The organism is Rhodococcus sp. M8 (assembly GCF_015654185.1).
Taxonomy (GTDB): Bacteria; Actinomycetota; Actinomycetes; order Mycobacteriales; family Mycobacteriaceae; genus Rhodococcus; species Rhodococcus aetherivorans.
In genome coordinates this window covers 5764921-5784770 of the sequence record NZ_CP064065.1, presented here as the reverse complement: position 1 = coordinate 5784770, position 19850 = coordinate 5764921, and the positions used below count along the sequence as shown (strand labels likewise).

General features: G+C 70.9%; 19 protein-coding genes. 4 read left to right on the top strand and 15 right to left on the bottom strand.

The annotated features are described in order from the left end of the window. Nucleotides 1-3: 3 nt before the first annotated feature. From ISO16_RS26430 to ISO16_RS26415, 4 genes are all read right to left on the bottom strand, one after another. On the bottom strand, nucleotides 4-2088 hold the full coding sequence (locus ISO16_RS26430; protein WP_050034901.1) for a hypothetical protein: 2085 nt from the start codon (nucleotides 2086-2088) through the stop codon (nucleotides 4-6). A gap of 105 nt (nucleotides 2089-2193) precedes the next feature. Continuing rightward, a complete protein-coding gene (locus ISO16_RS26425; RefSeq protein WP_029542565.1) occupies nucleotides 2194-3429 on the bottom strand; it encodes a type II toxin-antitoxin system HipA family toxin in 1236 nt (411 codons plus the stop codon). Between the two features lie 5 nt (nucleotides 3430-3434). After that, nucleotides 3435-3677: a helix-turn-helix transcriptional regulator gene (locus tag ISO16_RS26420; RefSeq protein WP_072634782.1), complete on the bottom strand. Its 243-nt coding sequence runs from the start codon at nucleotides 3675-3677 to the stop codon at nucleotides 3435-3437. A gap of 170 nt (nucleotides 3678-3847) precedes the next feature. Next, complete coding sequence (locus ISO16_RS26415; RefSeq protein ID WP_072634781.1) at nucleotides 3848-4039, bottom strand: hypothetical protein; 192 nt, start codon at nucleotides 4037-4039, stop codon at nucleotides 3848-3850. Between the two features lie 263 nt (nucleotides 4040-4302). On the opposite strand from ISO16_RS26415, the gene ISO16_RS26410 reads away from it, so the two are divergent. Genes ISO16_RS26410 through ISO16_RS26400 form a run of 3 tightly spaced genes read left to right on the top strand, consistent with a single transcriptional unit; the run spans nucleotide 4303 to nucleotide 7423 of the window. Then, a complete protein-coding gene (locus ISO16_RS26410) occupies nucleotides 4303-5529 on the top strand; it encodes a CaiB/BaiF CoA transferase family protein (protein WP_006943021.1) in 1227 nt (408 codons plus the stop codon). Further along, nucleotides 5526-6464, top strand: coding sequence for a hydroxymethylglutaryl-CoA lyase (locus ISO16_RS26405; RefSeq protein WP_139310990.1), 939 nt, complete (start codon nucleotides 5526-5528; stop codon nucleotides 6462-6464). The genes ISO16_RS26410 and ISO16_RS26405 overlap by 4 nt, the downstream gene beginning before the upstream one ends. Further along, complete coding sequence (locus ISO16_RS26400) at nucleotides 6446-7423, top strand: glycerate kinase (RefSeq protein WP_072634780.1); 978 nt, start codon at nucleotides 6446-6448, stop codon at nucleotides 7421-7423. Before ISO16_RS26405 ends, ISO16_RS26400 begins: the two co-directional genes overlap by 19 nt. 24 nt (nucleotides 7424-7447) lie before the next feature. On the opposite strand, the gene ISO16_RS26395 is transcribed toward ISO16_RS26400, so the two are convergent. From ISO16_RS26395 to ISO16_RS26365, 7 genes are all read right to left on the bottom strand, one after another. Beyond that, nucleotides 7448-8437, bottom strand: coding sequence for a hypothetical protein (locus ISO16_RS26395; protein ID WP_072634779.1), 990 nt, complete (start codon nucleotides 8435-8437; stop codon nucleotides 7448-7450). A gap of 79 nt (nucleotides 8438-8516) precedes the next feature. Beyond that, a complete protein-coding gene (locus ISO16_RS26390) occupies nucleotides 8517-10250 on the bottom strand; it encodes a CocE/NonD family hydrolase (protein WP_072634778.1) in 1734 nt (577 codons plus the stop codon). A 23-nt stretch (nucleotides 10251-10273) separates the two neighbouring features. After that, nucleotides 10274-11215, bottom strand: coding sequence for an MBL fold metallo-hydrolase (locus ISO16_RS26385; RefSeq protein WP_072634777.1), 942 nt, complete (start codon nucleotides 11213-11215; stop codon nucleotides 10274-10276). Between the two features lies 1 nt (nucleotide 11216). Next, nucleotides 11217-12158, bottom strand: coding sequence for an alpha/beta hydrolase (locus ISO16_RS26380; RefSeq protein WP_072634776.1), 942 nt, complete (start codon nucleotides 12156-12158; stop codon nucleotides 11217-11219). 4 nt (nucleotides 12159-12162) lie between these two features. Further along, entirely contained in the window at nucleotides 12163-13290 is a 1128-nt protein-coding gene (locus tag ISO16_RS26375; RefSeq protein ID WP_006938622.1) for an FAD-dependent monooxygenase, read from the bottom strand. 71 nt (nucleotides 13291-13361) lie between these two features. Beyond that, nucleotides 13362-14315 (bottom strand): phosphotriesterase family protein, encoded by a 954-nt coding sequence (locus tag ISO16_RS26370; protein ID WP_072634775.1) that lies wholly within the window; start codon nucleotides 14313-14315, stop codon nucleotides 13362-13364. Between the two features lie 47 nt (nucleotides 14316-14362). After that, on the bottom strand, nucleotides 14363-15391 hold the full coding sequence (locus ISO16_RS26365) for an aryldialkylphosphatase (protein ID WP_072634774.1): 1029 nt from the start codon (nucleotides 15389-15391) through the stop codon (nucleotides 14363-14365). Nucleotides 15392-15539: 148 nt separating this feature from the next. Here ISO16_RS26365 and ISO16_RS26360 point away from each other — a divergent pair, with 148 nt between their 5' ends. Beyond that, nucleotides 15540-16127, top strand: coding sequence for a TetR/AcrR family transcriptional regulator (locus tag ISO16_RS26360; protein WP_006938629.1), 588 nt, complete (start codon nucleotides 15540-15542; stop codon nucleotides 16125-16127). Nucleotides 16128-16164: 37 nt separating this feature from the next. Here ISO16_RS26360 and ISO16_RS26355 read toward each other — a convergent pair whose 3' ends face one another. From ISO16_RS26355 to ISO16_RS26340, 4 genes are read right to left on the bottom strand one after another with little or no spacing between them, the layout of a single operon-like run. Then, nucleotides 16165-17124 carry a LysR family transcriptional regulator gene (locus tag ISO16_RS26355; protein WP_044476072.1) on the bottom strand — a complete coding sequence of 320 codons (960 nt, stop codon included), beginning with the start codon at nucleotides 17122-17124 and terminating at the stop codon, nucleotides 16165-16167. Nucleotides 17125-17182: 58 nt separating this feature from the next. Beyond that, entirely contained in the window at nucleotides 17183-18328 is a 1146-nt protein-coding gene (locus ISO16_RS26350; protein ID WP_083662459.1) for an NAD(P)/FAD-dependent oxidoreductase, read from the bottom strand. Between the two features lie 28 nt (nucleotides 18329-18356). Further along, entirely contained in the window at nucleotides 18357-18551 is a 195-nt protein-coding gene (locus ISO16_RS26345; protein WP_050034893.1) for a ferredoxin, read from the bottom strand. Then, a complete protein-coding gene (locus tag ISO16_RS26340; RefSeq protein ID WP_072634773.1) occupies nucleotides 18548-19726 on the bottom strand; it encodes a cytochrome P450 in 1179 nt (392 codons plus the stop codon). Before ISO16_RS26340 ends, ISO16_RS26345 begins: the two co-directional genes overlap by 4 nt. Nucleotides 19727-19850: the final 124 nt, after the last annotated feature.

Below are 19850 nucleotides of genomic sequence, written 5' to 3'. Positions count from 1 at the left end.
CGCTCAGCTTGGCACGCGCACCCATGCCTGCTCGAGCAATGCGGTCACCTCGGCCTCGTGCCGGGCCCGGTAGGCGCTGAGCACCCGGCGCGGCCGGGTCTCGTCGCCCAGGCCGACGGCGGCGGCGAAGGCCGGCGCGACGCCCTCGTCCGGCACGATCTCCGGGGCCGAGTGGCCGATGAGGGCGAGCGCCTTGCGCAGCGGTTCGGCGTTGTCGGCGACGGTGCGCAGCGGCAGCACGTCGAACCGGCCGCCGGGATGGAACTCGAGGAACATCTCGTTGCCCTCGTCCACCCCGAGGTCCTCGAGAAACCGTCGCACGCTGCCGAGATGGGGGGACGCGCCGGTCCAGCGCACGACCTGGGTGCCCAGCCGGGACGACAGGGAGACCTCGCGGCCCGGCGCGCAGCCGATGACCCCCGCGACCGCGGACGGCACCGGGAAGTCGGCACCGCGCAGGTGGTCACGCGTGGCGGTGACCCGCAGCCGCCACACGTCGCCGAGGCGGTAGAGGCGGCGGGTGCGGTGCGGCGGCTTGATGCTCACGTGGGTGCGGCGGCGCCGGCGCACCCGGCCGTCGACGATCTCGAAGTCACCGCTGCCGGCGAAGATGCGGGCGCTGGTCGGCGACACCCCGAAACGCTCGACCAGACGGTCGACGACGCGGTCCAGGTCGGCGGATCCGCCGTCGGCGTCGACGATCCGGGCGATGCGGCCGCGCACCGCGCCCGCCTCGTCGGTCTCCCATTCGCTGAGTGACCACCTGCCGTCCTCGGAGAGCGTGAACCGTTCGTCTGCGCCGATCGCGTCGATCACGGCGGCGGGACCCGCGGGGGTGCCCATGCGGTCGACGAGCTCCGCGGCCGGCAGCGGATCCCCGATCACCTCGAGAACCGCCGCGGCATGATCGGCGAACGCGGACCGCCGGGTCAGAGCGCGGCCCTCGAACATCGGTACACCGCACCGGCGCAGCCACGCGGCGAACTCCGCGGCGGGCAGGTCCCACACGACAGCGACGGCCGCGGGTTCGACGACCCCGTTCGGGGATTCGAACTCGGCGAGCAGCGCGTGGGTGCGGCGCTCGGCCTCGGCCAGGCCGGGCACGGCGACCCACCCGTCGACCACCTCGAAGCGGTCGTCGAGGCGGGCGAGAGCCCGCCACAGCGGCACGTCGAGCCCCGGGACGGGCTGGGCCAGCTCCGGCCGCAACCCCAGCATCCGGTCGAGGGCGGCGACGGGGCGCACGTCCACGCGCAGCGCCGCGAGCAGGTCGCCGACGGCGGTACCGAACGCGAAGGTCGACGGGGCGTCCGGGTCGGGCGGCTCGTCGCCGAGGACGCGGCGGCGGATCGCGTCGCGCTCGGGCGCGGACAGCCCGGCGACGTACGCGGCGAGTTCGTCGAGCGCGCGGTGGGGCGCCGGCACGGGCAGGTCACGCGCGGTCAGGGCGGCGATGCGCGCGGCGACCTGCTGGATCTCCTCGGGGGTGCCGTCCTCGAGCTCGACCCGCACCAACGGCCGGTCGGGGTCGGCGCGCAGCCCGCGCCACCGCGCGAGCGCGACGAGGTCGTCGATCAGCAGCGACAGCGCCGGCGGGAGCGTGGGGGCGTCGGTCGCCACCCGCAGCGACGCCGGGTCCCGCAGGATCGCGAGGACGAGGACGGCCTGCACGATCTGGTGCACGGTCTCCGGGCCCGCACCGCGCACGGAGAACAGGGCGGCGGGCGTGTAGCCGAGCAGGCCGGCGGTGGTCGCCGCGCGGGGCAGCCGCGCGACGGTGGCGGCGGCGCGGGTGCCGAGCCCGAGCGCCGCGACGGGGACGTCGACGGTGTCGGCGATTCCCGTGGAGAACGCGAGATCGGGGTGCTCGGTGACGTAGATGCGGGCCAGTTCCCCACAGATCGCCACGACGTCGGCGGAGGCGGCGGTCTCCGCCGGGGACCGGCGTTCCCACCAGCGTTCGTCGGGGACGAGGGCGGCCAGTTGCGCGTTGCGGGCCGAGCCGTACCGGTCGAGCCACGGCATCAGGTCGAGCCAGACGTACTCGCTGAGCATCCCGGGGGACAGTGCAGTCGACCACAGCGACACGACCCGGTGCTCCTCTTCGATGCGCGACAGGCGACCGCGGTCTCGTGCGGAACGCCCGTCGGGGACTCTACCGGCCGGCGGTCCGGCCGTCGTACGACGACCGGATCAGCCGAGTTCGTCGGCGCGCCGGACCAGCATGTCCCGCAGGCGGGCCGTGTCCCGGTCGTCGAACCCGATCTCGGCGACGCGGTCGAGGCCGCCGGCGATCCCGCGCCGGATCCCGTCGAGCATCCGGACGACGGCGCGTTCGGGCACGCCGAGCCGGCCACCGGACTCGACGAAGTGGCGGCGGGTGAGCTTGTTGGCCTTGCCGTACAGGTCGAGGGCCATCGGGTCGCGCCAACCGAGGTAGGGCTGGGTGCACAGGAGGTCGTACGCCGGGGTGACGGCCCACAGCCCGGCCTCGGTCAGGTGGATGGAGAAGTTCTTCCCGTGCAGGTCGCCGTTGCCGACGGCGTACGAGTAGGCCACGAGCCGCAGCAGTTCGAGGGTGGCGACGCGGGCCGATCCGCCGCCGCGCTCGCACGCGGCGGCCAGCGCCTCGACGACGCGTTCGGTCTTCAGCCGGTACTTGGCCGCCGGGTAGACACCGAGGACCTGGCAGGCGTCCTCCTGCGCGGTGCGGTGGACGGTGTGGCCGGGACCGATCCATCGGTCGAAGCGGGCGACGAGCAGTCCCGCGTTGCCCCTGCGGTCGTAGACGAGCTGATGCCCGGCGACGGCGAGGCCGCAGGCGGTCGCGAGACCCATGAAGAAGTGCTCGTTCTCGACCAGGCGGGGGTAGCCGCGGGGCGGTGCGAGTTTGAGGATGGCGGGGCCCTGCACCGTCGCGACGGGGGCGGAGTACATCTGGGCGGACACCTTCGCCTGCACTCCCGGCAGGGAGGTCGGGTCGAGGACGACGGACTCGTGGCCGGAGATCCGGTCGAACAGCTCGTGCAGGTCCTCGCGCCGGACGGCATCCGGGTCGAGCAGGAGCGTCGACGTCGGGGGCCGAGCGCCGGCGGGGAGCACCCGCACATCGCCGATGGTGTCCGCGCCGACCGCCATGAGGATGGTGAGATGGTCGTCTTCGGAGGTCTTGGTGGCGGCGACGGCGCCGCGGAGCCGGATGCCCTCCGGCAGCAGGCCGGCGAAGAACGGGGGCACGCTGCCGCCGCCGGCGCGGACCTCCTCCCCGGTCTTCGGCACCGTCCACGCGAGGGCGGGAGCGGCCGGATCGTCGAGGTAGTCCTGCGCGTACCGGAACACGACATCGTGGCCGTCCCGGGTGAGGTGCCCGGCCAAGCGGTCGCCCTTGTACACGTCGGCGCTGTCGACGGCGACCAGGCGTTCGACCACCGCGCTCACCCGGCCCGGTCGCCGCGCGTGGTGAGGGTCAGGTCGCAGCCCAGCGCGTCGGCGATCGCCACGACGAGGTCGAGTTGCACGGTGGCGCGCCCGGACTCGAGCGACTGGACGCTCGAGCGCGACACCCCGGCGAGGTCGGCCAGCTCGGACTGGGTGAGGCCGAGCCGGTGCCGCCGGTCGACGAAGTGGTCGCCGAGACTGCCGCGTCCCGTGCGGGCGCGGCGGCGGGGCGTGGCCACGGCGCCTCCTCCCTGTGCTTGCGACGGCATGCTTTGCGTCGAGTGTGCCGTCGCTACGCGCAGTTGTCCAGGGCTATGCCTGCAATGGCAAGCTCAAGAGTTGCAAAGCCGGCCCGTCCACGGGAGTTCGCGGCTTCGGCCTGGCCTCGCAAGCCCAGGGGTGCGGCCGGTCAGGGCGTGATGCGATCCGGCTCGACCTCGAGCTGGGCCGCGGGCCGAAGCCGCAGCAGCACCAGGCCCGCGACCGACGCCACGATCAGTGAGCCGACGGCACCGTGCACGTGCAGCGCGTTGACGGCGATCCCGGCGCCGACCAGACCCGCCAGCAGCGCACACCACAGAACGACTTTCGCGACCACCATGACCCAAGCACCTTCCCGAGGCCCCCCGCCCGACTACGAAGAATAGTGCGCTGGGTCACACGATCGCGGGAGGGGCGCGGCGTGTCCGCTCGCCGGAGGTGCGGGGCACACGCCGCGCAGCGGCACAGGGCACACGCCGCGCAGCGGCACAGGGCACACGCCGCGCAGCGGCACAGGGCACACGCCGCGCAGCGGCACAGGGCACACGCCGCGCAGCGGCACAGGGCACACGCCGCGCAGCGGCACAGGGCACACTGTTGCGCATGAACTCGGAGGAGATCCTGCGCCCTCTCGAGGGCATCCGCGTCCTCGAACTCGGCAACTACATCGCCGCACCCACCGCGGGCCGGCTGCTCGCCGACTTCGGCGCCGAGGTCATCAAGGTCGAACGTCCCCGCACCGGCGACGAACTGCGCAACTGGCGCCTGTACGCCGGGGACACGTCGATGCTGTACCGCACGGTGAACCGCAACAAGAAGTCCATCGTGGTGGACCTGCGTACCGACGCGGGCCGGGCCGTGATCCTCGATCTGGTGCGCCACTGCGACGTGCTGCTCGAGAACTTCCGGCCGGGCACCCTGGAGAAATGGGGCATGGGCCCCGAGGTGCTGTCGGAGATCAAGCCCGACCTGGTGATCACCCGGATCTCCGCGTTCGGCCAGACGGGGCCCCTCGCGGATCGCCCCGGATTCGCGGCCGTCGCCGAGGCCGTCGGCGGGTTCCGCGAACTCGTCGGGGACCCGGACCGGCCGCCGGTGCGGGTCGGGGTGTCGATCGGCGACTCCATCGCCGGGCTGTACGCGGCCTTCGGCTCGGTCACGGCGCTGCTGCAGCGGCAGCTGATCGGGTCGCTGCCGATGGTGAACCGGGTCGTCGACGTCGCCCTGAACGAGTCGATGCTGTCGATGATGGAATCGCTGATTCCCGACTACCTCGCCTACGGCGTCCGGCGCGAACGGGTCGGCGGCCGCATGGAGGGCATCGCCCCCTCGAACGCCTACCCCTGCTCGGACGGCACCTCCGTGATCATCGCCGGCAACGCGGACGCCATCTTCCAGCGCTACATGCGCACCATCGAGCGGCCCGACCTCGCCGACGATCCCGGCCTGACCACCAACCACGGGCGGTGGGACCGGCGGGAGGAACTCGACGCCGCGATCGCCGACTGGACGCGGCGCCGGCCGCGCGACGAGGTGCTCGGGATCCTCGAGGCCGCGGGGGTGCCGTGCGGGCCGATCTACACGGCGGCCGACATCGTCGACGACGAGCAGTACCGGGCCCGGAACATGATCCAGCACTTCGCCGTCGACGTCGGCGAGGACGAGCCGAAACAGGTCGGGTTCCCGGGCATCGTGCCCGTGCTCGGCGGCCGGTCGCTGCCGATCCGCAACGTCGGGCCGGACCTGGGCGAACACACCCGCGAGATCCTCGGCGGCCTGCTCGGCCGGACCGAGGCCGAGATCGACGAGCTCCTGGAGGTGGTGTCGTGAGCGGTGGTGTCGTGAGGGCCGGGGCACCGCAACTGCGCGACGTGACCCTGCGCGACGGGCTGCAACTGACCGGCAAGGTGCTGCCCGTCGAGCGCCGGGCACAGATCGTCCGTGCCCTGCTGGCCGCCGGCGTGCCGCAGCTCGAGATCGGCTCGATGGCCCGGCCCGATCTGGTGCCCCCGATGGCCGGCACCGTCGAACTGATCGGGATGCTCACGCCCGAGGAACTCGACCGCTGCTACATCTGGGTGGCCACGCCGCGGCACGTGGAGAAAGCGGCCGCCGCCGGCGCCCGGCACTTCCAGTACTGCCTGTCGGTGTCGGATGCACACAACCGTGCCAACATCGGCCGGGACACCGACGCGAGCCTCGCCGCGATGCCCGCCGCGGTGGAGCACGCCCGCGCTGCCGGCGGCAGCATCCAGCTCTGCCTGGCCACGGCGTTCACCTGCCCGTTCGACGGGCCTGTCGACCCCGACCGGGTGCTCGAGATCGCGTGCGACCCCCGCGCCGACGGCGCCGCCGACATCGTCCTGGCGGACACCCTCGGCCAGGCCGTGCCTGCGCAGGTCGCGGCGCTGGTGTCCCGGGTGCGCGACGACTCCCCCGCCCGCCGCATCGTCTTCCACGGCCACGACACCTGGGGTCTGGGCGTCGCCAACAGCCTCGCGGCGATCGGGGCGGGCGCCGCGGTGGTGGACGGTTCGCTCGGCGGTCTCGGCGGCTGCCCGTTCGCCCCCGGCGCGAGCGGCAACACCGCGAGCGAGGACCTGCTCTTCGCCACCCGGCCCCCCTGGCTGACCCCGGCCGTGTTCGCCGACCTGGTCCGGCTCGGGGAGTCCGTCGTCGCCGAGCTGGGCGAGCCGAACCGCTCCCGCGCTGCGCAGGGGGCCCGATCCGAGGCCGCGGCGTTCGAATGGGTGGTGAACCGGTGAGGGTGCTGATCGCTCCGGACAGTTTCAAGGGCACGTACCGGGCCGCGGAGGTCGCCGAGGAGGTGGCGGCCGGCGCGGAATCCGCCGGGCTCGAGGCGATCCGGATGCCGGTGGCCGACGGCGGCGACGGCACCCTCGACGTGCTCACCGGCCCGCTCGGCCTCGAGCCGATCGAGATGGAATCCGTGAACCCCTGGCGCGCACCGTGCTCGGGATCGTTCGGACTCGGCGAGGACGGCACCGCTGTCGTCGAACTCGCCACCTTCAGCGGAATCACCACACCGCACAAGGGCTTCCGTGATCCGATGACGGCGGACACCTACGGCACCGGGCTGGCGATGGTCGAGGCAATGCGGCGCGGCGCCACGCACATCGTCGTCGCGGCCGGCGGGTCGGCCACGACCGACGGCGGGCTCGGCGCGATCACCGCCATCGTGGAGGCCGGCGGCCTGGGCACCGCCACCGTCACGGTGCTGACGGACGTGACCACCCGCTACGCCGACGCCGCCGTGGTGTTCGGCCCGCAGAAGGGCGCCGACGAGACGGCCGTGGAGCGGCTCACGCGGCGCCTCGAGGACGCGGCCGTGACGCTTCCGCGTGATCCGCGTGAGGTCGACGGCACCGGCGCGGCCGGCGGTTTCGCCGGCGGCATGTGGGCGCAGTTCGGCGCGGACCTGCGCTCGGGAGCCGAATTCGTGCTCGACGCCGTCGGTTTCGACGCGGCCCTCGCCGGCGCCGACCTCGTCGTCGTCGGCGAGGGCCGCCTCGACGGACAGTCCCGTGCCGGAAAGATCGTCTCGGCGATCCTCGCCCGGGTCCACACGGTACCGGTGGTGGCGGTGGTGGGATCCGTCGGCGACGACCTCGGTGACTACCGCGACCGATTCGCGGAGATCATGGTCGCCACCGATCTCGACGCCATGCGTGCGGCCGGCGCCCGGCTCGCACGCCGCGCCTGAATCGAACGATATTCCGGGGGAACGTCATTCGCACGGGGGTGCGGTGACGGTCGTCGTCGGCGGCGTCGGGCCGGGGTGGGGGCCGAGGTCGGGGTCGGACGCCCGCACCGACCAGCCCGCGGGACGGGCCTCGGGCGCCTGCGCGGCCGGAGTGTCGCGCCCCGGGCACGGAACCGCGGACGGCGTCCCGGTCTCCGGCGAGAGGCTGGTCTGCGGTGCGGGCACGGACCGGACGGCGTCGGCCGGGCGCGGCGGCTCGGACGGTCCGGCCCCACCGATGGCGACGGCCAGCCCGCCGCCGAGCAGCACGGCCAGCGCGACGAGGGCCGACACCAGCACCGCCACCCGGCGGCCCGGGGAAGGTGCCGGGGCCGGCGGCCGATCGGTGTGTGCGGCCACGAGCGCGGCTCCGGTGGCCCGGTGCCACGGCACGCCGTGCGGGGTCACGAACGGCACGCCGAGCACCGCGGACAACTCCCGGGCGACCGCGGCGTCGCCGGGTCGCAGGTCCAGGAAGGCCAGCGCCTCCGGCGCCACCCCGGCCCGCGCCACGGCCTCGTCCGCGGCCTCCGGCAAGGCCGGGGCGATCCCACCGAAGTCATCCTCCGCCACGGCGACCGACGCGAGGACCGCCCCCGAACGGATGTCGGCGACCGACGCGGTCGTGGCCGCATCGTCGCGGCCGATCAGTGCCACCACCCGTACACCTTCGAGTTCCGGGGCCGCGGCGAGGAAGGCCAGCCGGGCCTCGTCGACCCCCACGGCCTGCACCGGCACCGCGGAGTCCGGCACGACCGCCTCGGACGCCACCAGTCCGGCGCGGGCAAACGGCACCCCGGCCCGCGCGGCCCGCTCGGTCATCACCGCGAGCGCCCGGCGCACCGCCTCCGCGTCCGCGCGTTCGCCGGCGGCCCACCGCTGCGTGTCGAACGGTCCGAGCGCCGGAACGTCGGCATCCACGAGCACCGCACAGACCTCACCGGCATCGATCGCAACGCCGAGCACCGCACGCATCACTGCCCTTCCGCCGACGGGACGATGCCCGAGCGTAACGCACCGTGGCGGAAGGACGTGGCGTCCGAAACCGCTGTCGCTACTCCTTCTCCCCCGCCCTGCGCGTCGTGAACGGCAGCACGAGCCGGGACCGGTGGGCGGCGTCCCGGTAGATCTTGTGGGTGACCGGGCGGCCCACCGGCAGGTGGAACGCATCCGGCGGGAGCAGCGCGTTGTGCTCGTCGGCCAGCGGCTCCCCGTTGGACAGCTCCACGGTCAGCTTGTGACCCGGCTGGAAGGTGTTCGCGAACGGGTAGAGGCGCAGCACGTACTCCTCGATCTTCCCGGGCTCGACCGGCACAGCGCGGGTGTGCGGGTGGTACGGGTTGCCCTCGGTGGTGCGCTCGTCCAGCTCGCGGTGCGAGGCCTTCAGGTAGCCGGTGGTGATCAGCTGGCGCTTGCCGCCCGGGGCGTAGTCCCACAGGCGCAGGATGAAGTTCGAGTCCGGCTGGTCGATTTCCGCGAAGATGTGCGCGGCACCGGTGCCGATCATCTCCGTGGACTCCTCGAACACCGGGGTCTCCCACCTCAGGATCTCGACCTTGTCGGTGACGGTCAGCGGGGCCTGATAGAAGCCGTCCGGGGCGGCGTACTGCGCACCCATCGGCTCCGGCTCGGTGGAGAGCTTGCCGCGCGGGCGCAGGTAGAGGGACGTGTATTCGATGTCCTTCGGCGGCCACTGGCTGCCGGTCACCCGCTCACGCGAGCCCTCGACGAAGACGCTCACCGCGGGCTCGTCCATGATCCCGTTGTCGATGCCCTTGATCCAGTAGTCGTACCAGCGGAACATCTTGTCGTGCTCCTCGATGAAGGGGCGCGACTGCATGGGCGGGTACGGGCCGATGTCCAGCTTCTTCGGACCCTTCAGCGCGTCGAAGAGTTCGATCGTGCCGTCCATCGTCCAGCCGCGACCCTGGTCGATCTGCAGATAGACCGGGATGTCGATGTTCGGGGCCAGAGTGATGGGGTTGCGCTCCTCGTACCACTCGCCGTCCAGCTCGTTCATCACGATGTCGAACCAGGCCTCGTGGTGCTTCGGGTAGTTCAGCACGTGGACCAGGTTCGGCCAGGCGGCCACATCCGGATCCTCGAGGCGCTCGGCGACGCGCTCCCTGATCTCCTCCGGGGAGTACGTCTCGAGCATGCGGGACTTGACGTTGTCGGTGAAGGCCCAGCCGGAGTCGCCGCCGCGGCCCTCGCGGGCGGCCCGCGGCATGAACCACATGATGCCGCCGTGGTAGGTGGTCTCGTAGAAGTCGTAGTGGCCGCCGCTGACGAAGATCGCCTTCAGATGCGGCGGACGCTCCGCGGCGGCGAGCACCTGCATCGACCCGAAATAGGAGATGCCGATCATGCCGACGTTGCCGTCGCACCACGGCTGCTCGGCGACCCACTCGATGAAGTCGTAGGCGTCCTGCCCCAGCGGCACGCCGCCGGCGTTGTAGTTGCCGATGTGTTCGCCCTCGGAGGCGCCGGAGCCGCGCAGGTCGCCGATCACGTGGACGTAGCCCTCCGCGACGACGCGGGCGATGTCCCCGGCTTCGATGCAGCCGTCCCACATCGGGCTGGGGCGACGCTGCGGCGGCGTCGTGAGGGCGAGCGCCTGCAGCTCCTTGCCGTAGGGGCTCAGCGCGACCAGCGCCGGTCGAGGCTTGTCGTCGACACCCTGGTAGGCGTCTGCCGCCAGCTCGATCCCGTCCCGCATCGGGACCCGGAGATCCTTGTGGATGTGGATGGTCCGCCCACCCGCGTCGAATTCTTCGAAATCGGCCATGAGTCTGCGACTCCTATCCTCTGTCAAGACTTCTGGGTGAACTGTGTGCGGTAGCCGTGCAGCGACGTGAAGAACGGGGACGGTTCGAGCGTCGGATCCCCCTCGTAGCCGAGGTCCTCCGCCACCGGTGCGAACGGCGAGTACGCCGAGTCCGTCTCCTGCAGACCGGCGCACAGGCACCGATGGGCCGCGCCGCGGACGCCGCCCTCGATGTCCACACTCTCCCGGAGTGCCTCGGCAGCCTGGTCCCGATCGAGTTCGACGCCGTACGCGACACCGTCCGCCCGACGGTACGGATGCCCCAGGTACAGGTGATTCGGGCGGATCTCGTCCCGCAGGTACTGCAGGCTCGACCGGTACGCGTCCGGATCCTCGTAGCCGGGGAAGCCGTTGGCCGCCCCGTGGACCTGCACGGCGTCGCCGACGAACACGGAGTTCTGCCCCTCGACGACGTACGCGACCGATCCTGCGGTGTGCCCGGGGATGGAATGCACCGAGACGGTGACGTCGCCGCCGAGGGACAGCCTTTCGCCGCCCCGCACCAGCATCGTCGGCTCCATCTCCCCGGAGATGACGGCCTCCGCGGTGACGGTCTGCTTCGCAGCGCCCTCAGGATCGTGCAGGTACTGCCCACGCACCGACAGGTACTCGTCGACGTGGGCCCGCCGCGAGCGCAACAGGTGCGCGTCGGCCTCATGGATCACGACCCGGGCCCGTCTGCCGGTGAGTTCCCACAGGGCGTGCGCCCCACCGATGTGGTCGATGTGGCCGTGGGTCAACAGGATCCAGCGCACGTCCTCGATCCTGCGCCCGAGGGCCTCGAGCGCAGGAGCCATGCCCTCGGCGGGCGACGAGGCGATCCCGGTGTCGACGATCGCCGGCTCCGGGGCGTCGATGAAGAAGCTGTAGAGACCGAATCGACCCCACGGCGAGACGAGCGGATGAATCGTCACGTCCTGCACCACGTCACTCCCCCCGGCCGGGTCGGGCCTGCCGAAGGAACTCCGCCGTCTCCTCGAACGCCCGGTGGAACTCCGGGATCCACGAGAAGTTCTGGACGAAACCGTGATTGGCGCCCGCGAAGCGCCGCACCGTCGCGTCCACTCCGGCCTCGGTCAGACGCCGGCCGTAGAGCTCGCCCTCGTCGCGCATGGGGTCGAACTCGGCGGTGACGATCAGCGCCGGGGGCAGCCCGGTGAGATCCTCGCGCTTGATCGGGGAGACGAGCGGGTCGGCCGGGTCGGCACCGCTGTCGACGTAGAAGAAGTTGAAGCCCTTCAGTCCGGCCGTCTCCACGCCGTACCCTTCGGCGTTCTCCCGCAGGGAGGCGTAGCGGTCGACGTCGAAGTCCAGGTCCAGCGACGGGTAGTACAGGACCTGATGCGTGATGCGGTCGAATCCCTCGTCGCGGGCCATCGCGGCGACGGCGGCGACGAAGGTGCCGCCCGAACTGTCACCGGCCAGCGCAAGGGTCTCACCGTTCCACTTCAGGGCCTCGCCGCTCTCGGCGGCCCACCGGACCACCCCGAGGCAGTCCTGGAGGCCGGCCGGGAACGCCGCCTCGGGTGCCCGGCGGTAGCCGACGGAGACGACCTTCAGCCCGGTCTCCTCGGCCAGGTTCCGCGCGACGTGGTCGTGCGTGTCGAGGCTTCCGAGGAAGAACGCGCCGCCGTGGAAGTACACCAGCAGTCCGTACGAGTCGGCGTCGACCGGGGTGTAGATCCGGACCGGCACGTCCCCCGACGCGGTCTGCGCGGTCGTGTCCTCGACGGCATGGAGGGGCAGGCGCTCCTCGACGGGAGCAACCTGCGACTCCTCCGCTGCACGCATGGCCGCGGGGTCGAGCGGGCCCTCGGGCGGGGCCGGCAGGTTCGCCAGGACCTGTGCGATCTGAGGATGCAGTGCCATGGCGTCAGACCTGCGGCTGGGAGACGGACGCCTGGGACGACGGCTTCTGCCCGGGGAAGACGTCGTTGACCTCGTCCTCGGTCCATCCCTGACGGGAGATGCGCTGCAGCTCGTCCGTCACCGGCTTGCGGGTTGCCTGGTACGACGCGAGCGCCTCCCTGACGGAGTCCGCCTCCCGCAGGGCGTCGGCGAGACCGCCGGCGTCCAGGATTGCCGAGTTCGCGCCCTGGCCCTGGTGGTGCAGCATCGAGTGGGCCGCGTCGCCCACGAGGACGACCGAGTCCGAGTGCCACGTATCGACCGGGTCGATGTCGTAGACCGCGCGGATGTTCACGGTGTCCATGTCGAGGTCGCGTGTGATGTTCACGATGCGTTCGTCGAAGCCTTCGACGGTCCTCAGGAGATCGTCCTTGGTGATCTGCGGCGCCCAGGTGCTGTCCGGGCACAGGGCAGTGATGTCGAAGGACACCTGGCCCCGGTGGCGCAGCGGCAGCAGGTAGACCTTCGTTCCCTTGCCGATGTACATCCGGAGATTGTCGTCGGTGACCATCCCGTGGGCGTCGTCGACGGAGATCACTGCGCGGTAGGCGTGCTCGCCGGAGAACCGTGGGTCCTTGTCGCTGAACAGCTCCCGGCGCACCACCGACTTGATGCCGTCGGCGCCGACGACCAGGTCGGCCTCGACGGTCGTGCCGTTCGTGAAGGTGAGGACGGAACGGTCGCCCCGGTCCTCGACGGTCTGCAGCTTGTGACCGAGGTGCACCATGCCGTCGGGGAGCACGCCCAGGAGAGCGTCGATGAAATCACCGCGGTGGATCAGGTAGGTCTTCGTCTGGTCGGCGGAGGCCGGCCAGGTGTCCTTCATGATCGGATCACCGGTGGCGGTGAGGATCTCGAAGTAGTCACTCGGCGAGCTCACGTTCGCGATCGCGTCGAAGATCCCCCATTCGCGGAAGCGGTCCATGCTGGACGGGCGCAGACCGATGCCGGCGCCGACCTCCCGGACCTCGGTGGCCTGCTCGTACACGTCGACATCGGCGCCGAGCAGGCTCAGTGCCTTGGCCGCCGCCGCGCCGGCGTATCCTGCGCCGACGATGGCGACGCGGAGGTTCTTCAGGTCTGAAGGCTGCATGGGTCTCTTCTCTCTGGGTCGGGCGTACGGGAGCGCCCTGGGAGTGGATGCGCTGGGTTGTCCTGGGGCGATCAGGACTGGATCGTGAGGAAGTCGGCCGGGTTCTCGACGAACAGCGTGGTGATCGTGGCCTCGTCCAGACCGGCCTCGCGCAGGTCCGGAATGAGGTCCTCGAAGAGGTAGTTCACGGTGTGGCCCTTGACACCCGGCCACCCGAGCGGGCTGCAGTTGGCATCGACGCCGGCGAGTGCCTGGTCGAGGTGGCCCTCCCCGAGGAACCGGAGGAAGTGGTCCAGGCGTTCCTTGCGCGGCCGGGCCCAGAACGGCGGGTCCTCGAGTTCGGTCTCGTATCCGAAGGTGTCGAAGCCGACGCGGCCACCCTGTTCGGCGATCCAGGTGTCGCGCGTCTTCTCGGCGTTCACGCCGTCGTCGGCGTGCCCGAACAGCACGCGGTCCAGCGGGAGGCCCTCCTCGTTGAAGATGGTGATGGCGTTCTCGGCGTCGATCGCCAGGTGGGTCAGGATCGGCACGCCGGTGCTCAGCGCGGCGCGAGCGGCAGCACGGTAGATGCGCTTGTCCAGCTCCGTCATCCGGCCACCGCGGCTCACCCCGACCTTGATGACGCCGGCGCGGCTGCCGGTGTCGCCGATGCCGACGGTGATCTCGTGCACGAACTGCCGGGTCAGGTAGTCCACGCTCGCCCGTTCGAAGAACGGCAGGGCGGTGTCGCCGCCGACGAATCCGGTGCAGGCGATGATGTTCACGCCGGTCTTGGCGGACAGCGACTTGTAGTAGTCGATGTCACGGCCGTTGCAGATGCCGGTGACGTCGACGAAGGTGCCGCCCCCGTATTCGTGGAACCTGCGCAGCTTCGGGACGGTCTCCTCGTAGCGCTCCTCGGGGGTCTTCCACCATCGGGTGTCCAGTTCGGAGCCGGGCATGCCGTATCCGATGTGTTCGTGGATGGCGACGATGCCCAGTTCCTCGGTCGCGATCGGACCCAGAACGGTGTTCACTCTCGACACAACAACTCCCCTTCGGGAAAATCTCTTCGGCGGTTTCGGGTGGGGCGTCAGCGCACGGCCAGCAGGTCGCGCGGGTTGCCGGTGAGGATGCGCTGGATGTCCTCGTCGCCGAGACCCTGCGCGGCGAGCAGGGGCACGAACGTCGAGAGCACGTAGCTGAACGGCAGGTCCCGGCCGGGCCGGCCCGTGTCTCCGGCGGGTTCGCCCGTGTCTCCGCCGGGTTCGCCCTTCGACACGCCGGTCGCGTTGCACGAGAGCAGGATTCGGCTTCCGTGCCCGGCCTCGATCAATTCGCGGATCACGGCGGCGCGCTCCTCGTCGGTGACGTGGATGTCGTCGGCCGTGCCCACGTGGTCGAGGGCGACGAAGGCTCCGCGGCGAGCGATCTCGAACGGTGCGCCGGCGGCGATCGCGTCCTTGCGGTCGAGACCGCCGACGACGACGCGGTCCGCCGGCAGCTTCTCGGCCAGGACGATCCCGAGGTCGTGGACGGCGTCGTTCCCGTAGCGGATCGAGGCCGCGACTCCCGTAGCGAGGGCGGTGCGGGCCGCGCCGCGGAACAGGCTCTCCTCGGTGGCGGTCATACCGTCGGGATCCGCGGCGGTGGTCACCAGGCCTGCGGCGCCGCGGCGCTCGACGCGGGGAACCACCATGCCCTCGGTGATCTCCCTGGTGAACAGGTCGGCGAACTTCTCCGCGGGCCACGGGGTGGGCGGGTCGGTCTGCGGCGTGAGGAAGTAGCCGCCGAGCAGGTTCTCCGGGCCCATGCCGGTGGACGCGACGATGTGCACGCCTGTCGTGCGGGAGAGTGCCTCGTACAGCTTCACGTCGCGACCGTGGAACATGCCGGTGCTGTCGACGATCGTCCGTCCGCCGTGTTCACGGAAATCGGTCAGTTTCGCGGCCAGGGTCTCGAAGATCTCGGCGCGGTCCAAGGTGATGTCGAATGCGTGCTCCGCGCCCGGAACCACCGACAACAGCGCCTCGTGAACCGAGACAACCCCCAACTCGTCGGCGGGAACGGGGCCGAGGACGGTATGGACGGTGTTGCCCTCGGCAGTGTGGGCGCCAGTCATCGGCACTTCCTTTCGTCAGCGTCGCGTCGGCACGACGTGGTGCGTATCACAGTAAGCGTTCGCATTACATCATGTCAAGTAAAGATGCATATCGACATGTGACTGTGCTGACAAGTCAGTGGCTGTACTGCAGCTAGAATCCGAGCCCATGTCGCTCCGTGCCGCACAGAAGCAGATGACCTACGAGCTCTTCCTCACGAAGGCACTCGAGCTGTTCGGAACCAAGGGCTACGCCGCGACCACGATCGACGACATCGCCACCGCCGCCGGCTCGACCCGGACCACCTTCTACCTGCACTTCGCGTCCAAGGCCGAGGTGATGAGCGCACTGCTGACGAAGGTCGACGCGATCCTCACGACGGCCGACGACCCCACGCTGACCGCAGTGGTCGCCTCCGGCTCGCGCGACCGGATCCAGGAGTGGCTGGACCGCAAGTTCTCGCAGTGGGACGAGATCAAGCCCTACCTCACCGCGTCCTACCAGGCCGCCCATGAGCCGGACGTCGCGGCCAGGACCGAGCAGTGGTTCGAGGACGCGGTCGGCCAGATGACCGAGGGGCTGAACCTGGCGAACCGATTCCCGCCGGACCGTCGCCGGATCCGCTGCGTGCTCGCGTTCGGCCAGCTCGAGTACCTCTCGCGCCGCTACTTCTCGGTCGGCTGGCGGACCCCCCGCGAGATCTGTCTCGACGAACTCACCGGATCCTGGTGCCACCTGCTCGCATCGGCCGACTGAGGCTCAGCATCGGCACGAGGAAGTCCGTCCCCGACGATCACCCGTCACGGGCTGCCCGGGACGTCGGTGCCGCCGGCTCGAAGGCGGACGCGTCGACCAGGATCCCCCGCAACCAGCCGATGAACTCCTGATCTGCCAGGCGCGGGTTCCACACCATGTCGACACCCAACGGAGAGACCGGCAGCGGGAACTCCTCGATGCGGAGGTTCACCCGTTCCCGCATCGCGACAGCGACCCGGAAGGTGTGTACCGCCACCCCACCTGCCGTTGCCACCAGATGCGGGATGAGCAGGTGGTCCGAGATCAATTGCCCGATCCGGTAATGGACGCCGTGCGCGTCCATCGCGGCGTACGGTGCCACCCGGTGCCGGGAGTCGTAGGTGACGTGGGGCAGCGAGGTGAGCAGGTCCAGCGCAGACGCCTCGGGATCGCTGTCCGGGTGGGCGATCACCACCCAGCGGTTCTCGTAGAGCCGGTGGCGCGGGTACGGCGAGGAGAACGCCTCGGACACGAGTACGACGTCCACCCCGTCGTCGGTGAAGTCGCTCGGATGCGGCTCGACGAAGTTGCGCATCCGGAGGGTCGCATTCGGTGCCCGCTCGGCGATCAGTCGCGCCAGATTCGGCCCGACCACGAAGGCGGTGCTGGTGGTCATCGCCACCGTGATGGTGCGGCTGTCGCGAGCGGGATCGAAGCCCGGGAAGTCCACCACCCGCGCGGTCTGCCGCAGCACGTCACGCAGCGGAGCGATCAGTTCCAGGGCGCGCGGGGTGAGCACCAGGCCGCTCCCCTGCCGCATCACCAGGTCGTCGCCGATCAGCCGGCGCATCCGGCCCAGGGCATGGCTCATCGCGGGCTGGGTCATGCCCACCCGGGCCGCGGCGCGGGTGACGGACCCCTCCTCGAGCAGTGCCAGCAGCGGCACCAGCAGGTTGAGGTTGACCGAGGCGAGCCGTCCCAGGTCCGGATCGCTCGGGTGGTCGAGCGGTTGGTTCATCCACACGAACTCTACGTATCCGTCGGCCGACCCCGCGGCGACAGTCGAAACTGCGGCGTCACGCGTCGGCCGAGGCCATGCGGCGCAGCTTCGGGATCGGGATCCGGTGATTGACGGCCACCGCGACGCCGCGTCCGTCGTCGTGCGTCCAGCGCATCACCGACGGTCCGTGCGGGCTGTCACCGATGAGGAACTCGGGTTCCCCGGCCGCCGGCAGGTGGCCGGTCGCCTTGAGGTTCAACCCGAACTGCTCGGTCCAGAAGTACGGATCGAGGTCGAGTTCGGGCGCGGCGTCGCCGGCCAGGAGCGCGACGGCCGCGACCTTGGCCTGCTCGATCGCGCTGCTCCACAGCGGAATCCGGCGCACACCTCCACGCGTCGGGATCGCCGCGACGTCCCCGGCCGCGACGATGCCGGGCGCGACTCGCCCGCGCGAGTCCGCCTCGAGGCGGCCGTCGACCATCAGTCTGCTGGTGGCCAGCCACTCCGTGTTGGGAATGTCGCCGATCGCGGTGACGATCAGGTCGGCCTCGACCCGTGAGCCGTCGCTCAGGACCACGGCACGCGCGCCGTCGATTCCTGCGGCGGTACCGTCGACCAGTTTCAGCCCCTGGGCGACCGCAGCCGCGGTGAACGCTTCGGACAGGCACGGCCCCAGATGCGGGAGCATCGGCCTACCGTCGGCCACCAGCGTGACCTCGCATCCCGCCGACAGCGCCGCGGACGCGATCTCCATGCCCAGTGGGCCGGCGCCGACGACTACGACAGACGGCCGCGCCGCCAGCCGCTCCCGCAACGCGAGGGCATCGTCGAGGGTGCGCAAGGTCAGCTCCGGGCTGTCGGGACCACCGAGGCGCCGGGCCCGGGAACCCGTCGCGATCACCAGTCCGTCGAAGCTCAGCTCCGATCCGTCGGCGAGACTCACGCGGCGGGACTCGACGTCGAGGCCGACCGCTGCGACCCCGAGCACCTCGGTGGCCTCGTGCGTGGGCGGGGCCAGTTCGTGGGAACCACCGTCGACCAGGAGCGCCTTCGAGAGCGCGGGCCGCGAATAGGCCGCCCGCGGTTCGTCCCCGACGATGGTCAGGTCGCCGTCGAAACCCGCGGCGCGCAGGCTGTCACAGGCCGTCTGGCCGGCAATCCCGTTGCCGACGACCACGATTCGTCGGGGAGCTTCGGTGCCGTTCATGTCGGTGCCGTTCATGTGGGTTCCGTTCCTGCGGCTGTCGGTGTCAGGCCAGTTTGAGGGCGGCCACGGGGCAGACCCGGACGGCGGCACCTGCGGCGGCGAGTTCGGTGCTGCCCTCGGGGAGCTCGCCGACGTCGATGATCAGTTCGCCCTCGTCGTCGAGGTGCATCAGTGCGGGAGCGACCTCTTCGCACAGTCCGTGGCCTTCACAACGGGGCCTGTCGAGCACGATCTTCATGCGGGGACCACCTTCAGGATCTCGAGTTCGTCGATGGAACGGGTGATGTTGCTGGGCACGCGAACCGGCTCGGCGGCCACGAGCCGCTGCGCGTGATTCGCCAGTGCCGCGATGACGGCGTGAGCTTCGAGACGGGCCAGACCCTGACCGGCGCAGCCGTGCGGACCGTAACCGAAGGACAGATGGTCGACCGGGTTCCGTTCGACCAGGAAGGCGTCCGGGTTCTCGTAGTGCCTCGGGTCGCGGTTGCCCGCACCGAAGAGGATCGCCACCTGGGATCCGGCCGGCACCAGGGTGCCGTCGATCTCCACGTCCTCGGTGACCGAGCGGCCCCAGGCATGGATCGGAGCCCAGAAGCGGAGAGCCTCGTTGAAGGCCGCCGGCACCAGGGCGGGATTCCGGCGGACCAGGTCGAACTGGTCGGGGAAGGCCGAGAAGAGCGCGACGATGTTGCCGAGCGCGGTGATCGTGGTGTCCACCCCCGCACCGAGGTACTGGTGGATGATGTGGCCGGCGGTGCCGGGGGGAATGACGCCCCGGGCCTCGGCATCGAAGATCCCGCGACCCACCGACCCCGGTGCCAGATCCTCGGCCCGGACCCCGGCGCACCATTCGTAGAGTTCACCCGCGATCGGGAAGTTCTCGGCCGTCCGCTGGTTCATCGGGCCGATGACCTCGATCGCGGCCTGTCCCCAGCGCAGCATGTTGTCGCGCGCCGCGCCGGTGAAGCCGATCAGGTCGGCGACGACCTCGAGCGGAAAGGCGCGGGCCAGCGCATCGATGGCCTCGAACGATCCCTCGGCCACCAGGTCCGCGACCAGCGCATCGGCCTTGGCCTCGATCTGGCCCTTGAGTCCCCGCAGCGCCCGCGGGGTGAGGTTCTCGGTGAGCGCCGCGCGCAGTTCGGTGTGGATCGGCGGGTCGGAGGCCAGGGACGTGCCTCGGAGCGCCTCGTTGACCATCGGGTTGAAGCCGATCGTCCGGGACGAGAAGGTGCCGGGGTCGGCCAGGGCGTCGCGGATGACGTCGTACCGGGTGAGGGCATAGACGTCGTTGGCGGGCAGATGCACCACCGCGCCGAGATCGCGGAGTTCGGCGTACGTCGGATAGGGGTCAGTCAGGACCTCGTCGGCGAAGAGGTCGATGTCGGAACTCGCGGGAGTGCTGCTGGTCATGCACCCATTGAAGTGACTCCACTCACATAAATCCAACTCATATTGTGCATACAAATACATGCACCTAGTTCATGTGATGTCCCGCGGTCTTCGGGGATACCGCCGGTAGGAGATGGCGTTGAGG

Coding starts and splice junctions, on each gene's coding strand:
- ISO16_RS26415 (WP_072634781.1), bottom strand. CDS start 4,039: ATGGTGGTCGCGAAAGTCGTTCTGTGGTGTGCGCTGCTGGCGGGTCTG.
- ISO16_RS26410 (WP_006943021.1), top strand. CDS start 4,303: ATGAACTCGGAGGAGATCCTGCGCCCTCTCGAGGGCATCCGCGTCCTC.
- ISO16_RS26400 (WP_072634780.1), top strand. CDS start 6,446: ATGGGTGGTGAACCGGTGAGGGTGCTGATCGCTCCGGACAGTTTCAAG.
- ISO16_RS26395 (WP_072634779.1), bottom strand. CDS start 8,437: ATGCGTGCGGTGCTCGGCGTTGCGATCGATGCCGGTGAGGTCTGTGCG.
- ISO16_RS26390 (WP_072634778.1), bottom strand. CDS start 10,250: ATGGCCGATTTCGAAGAATTCGACGCGGGTGGGCGGACCATCCACATC.
- ISO16_RS26380 (WP_072634776.1), bottom strand. CDS start 12,158: ATGGCACTGCATCCTCAGATCGCACAGGTCCTGGCGAACCTGCCGGCC.
- ISO16_RS26375 (WP_006938622.1), bottom strand. CDS start 13,290: ATGCAGCCTTCAGACCTGAAGAACCTCCGCGTCGCCATCGTCGGCGCA.
- ISO16_RS26365 (WP_072634774.1), bottom strand. CDS start 15,391: ATGACTGGCGCCCACACTGCCGAGGGCAACACCGTCCATACCGTCCTC.
- ISO16_RS26360 (WP_006938629.1), top strand. CDS start 15,540: ATGTCGCTCCGTGCCGCACAGAAGCAGATGACCTACGAGCTCTTCCTC.
- ISO16_RS26355 (WP_044476072.1), bottom strand. CDS start 17,124: ATGAACCAACCGCTCGACCACCCGAGCGATCCGGACCTGGGACGGCTC.
- ISO16_RS26350 (WP_083662459.1), bottom strand. CDS start 18,328: ATGAACGGCACCGACATGAACGGCACCGAAGCTCCCCGACGAATCGTG.
- ISO16_RS26345 (WP_050034893.1), bottom strand. CDS start 18,551: ATGAAGATCGTGCTCGACAGGCCCCGTTGTGAAGGCCACGGACTGTGC.
- ISO16_RS26340 (WP_072634773.1), bottom strand. CDS start 19,726: ATGACCAGCAGCACTCCCGCGAGTTCCGACATCGACCTCTTCGCCGAC.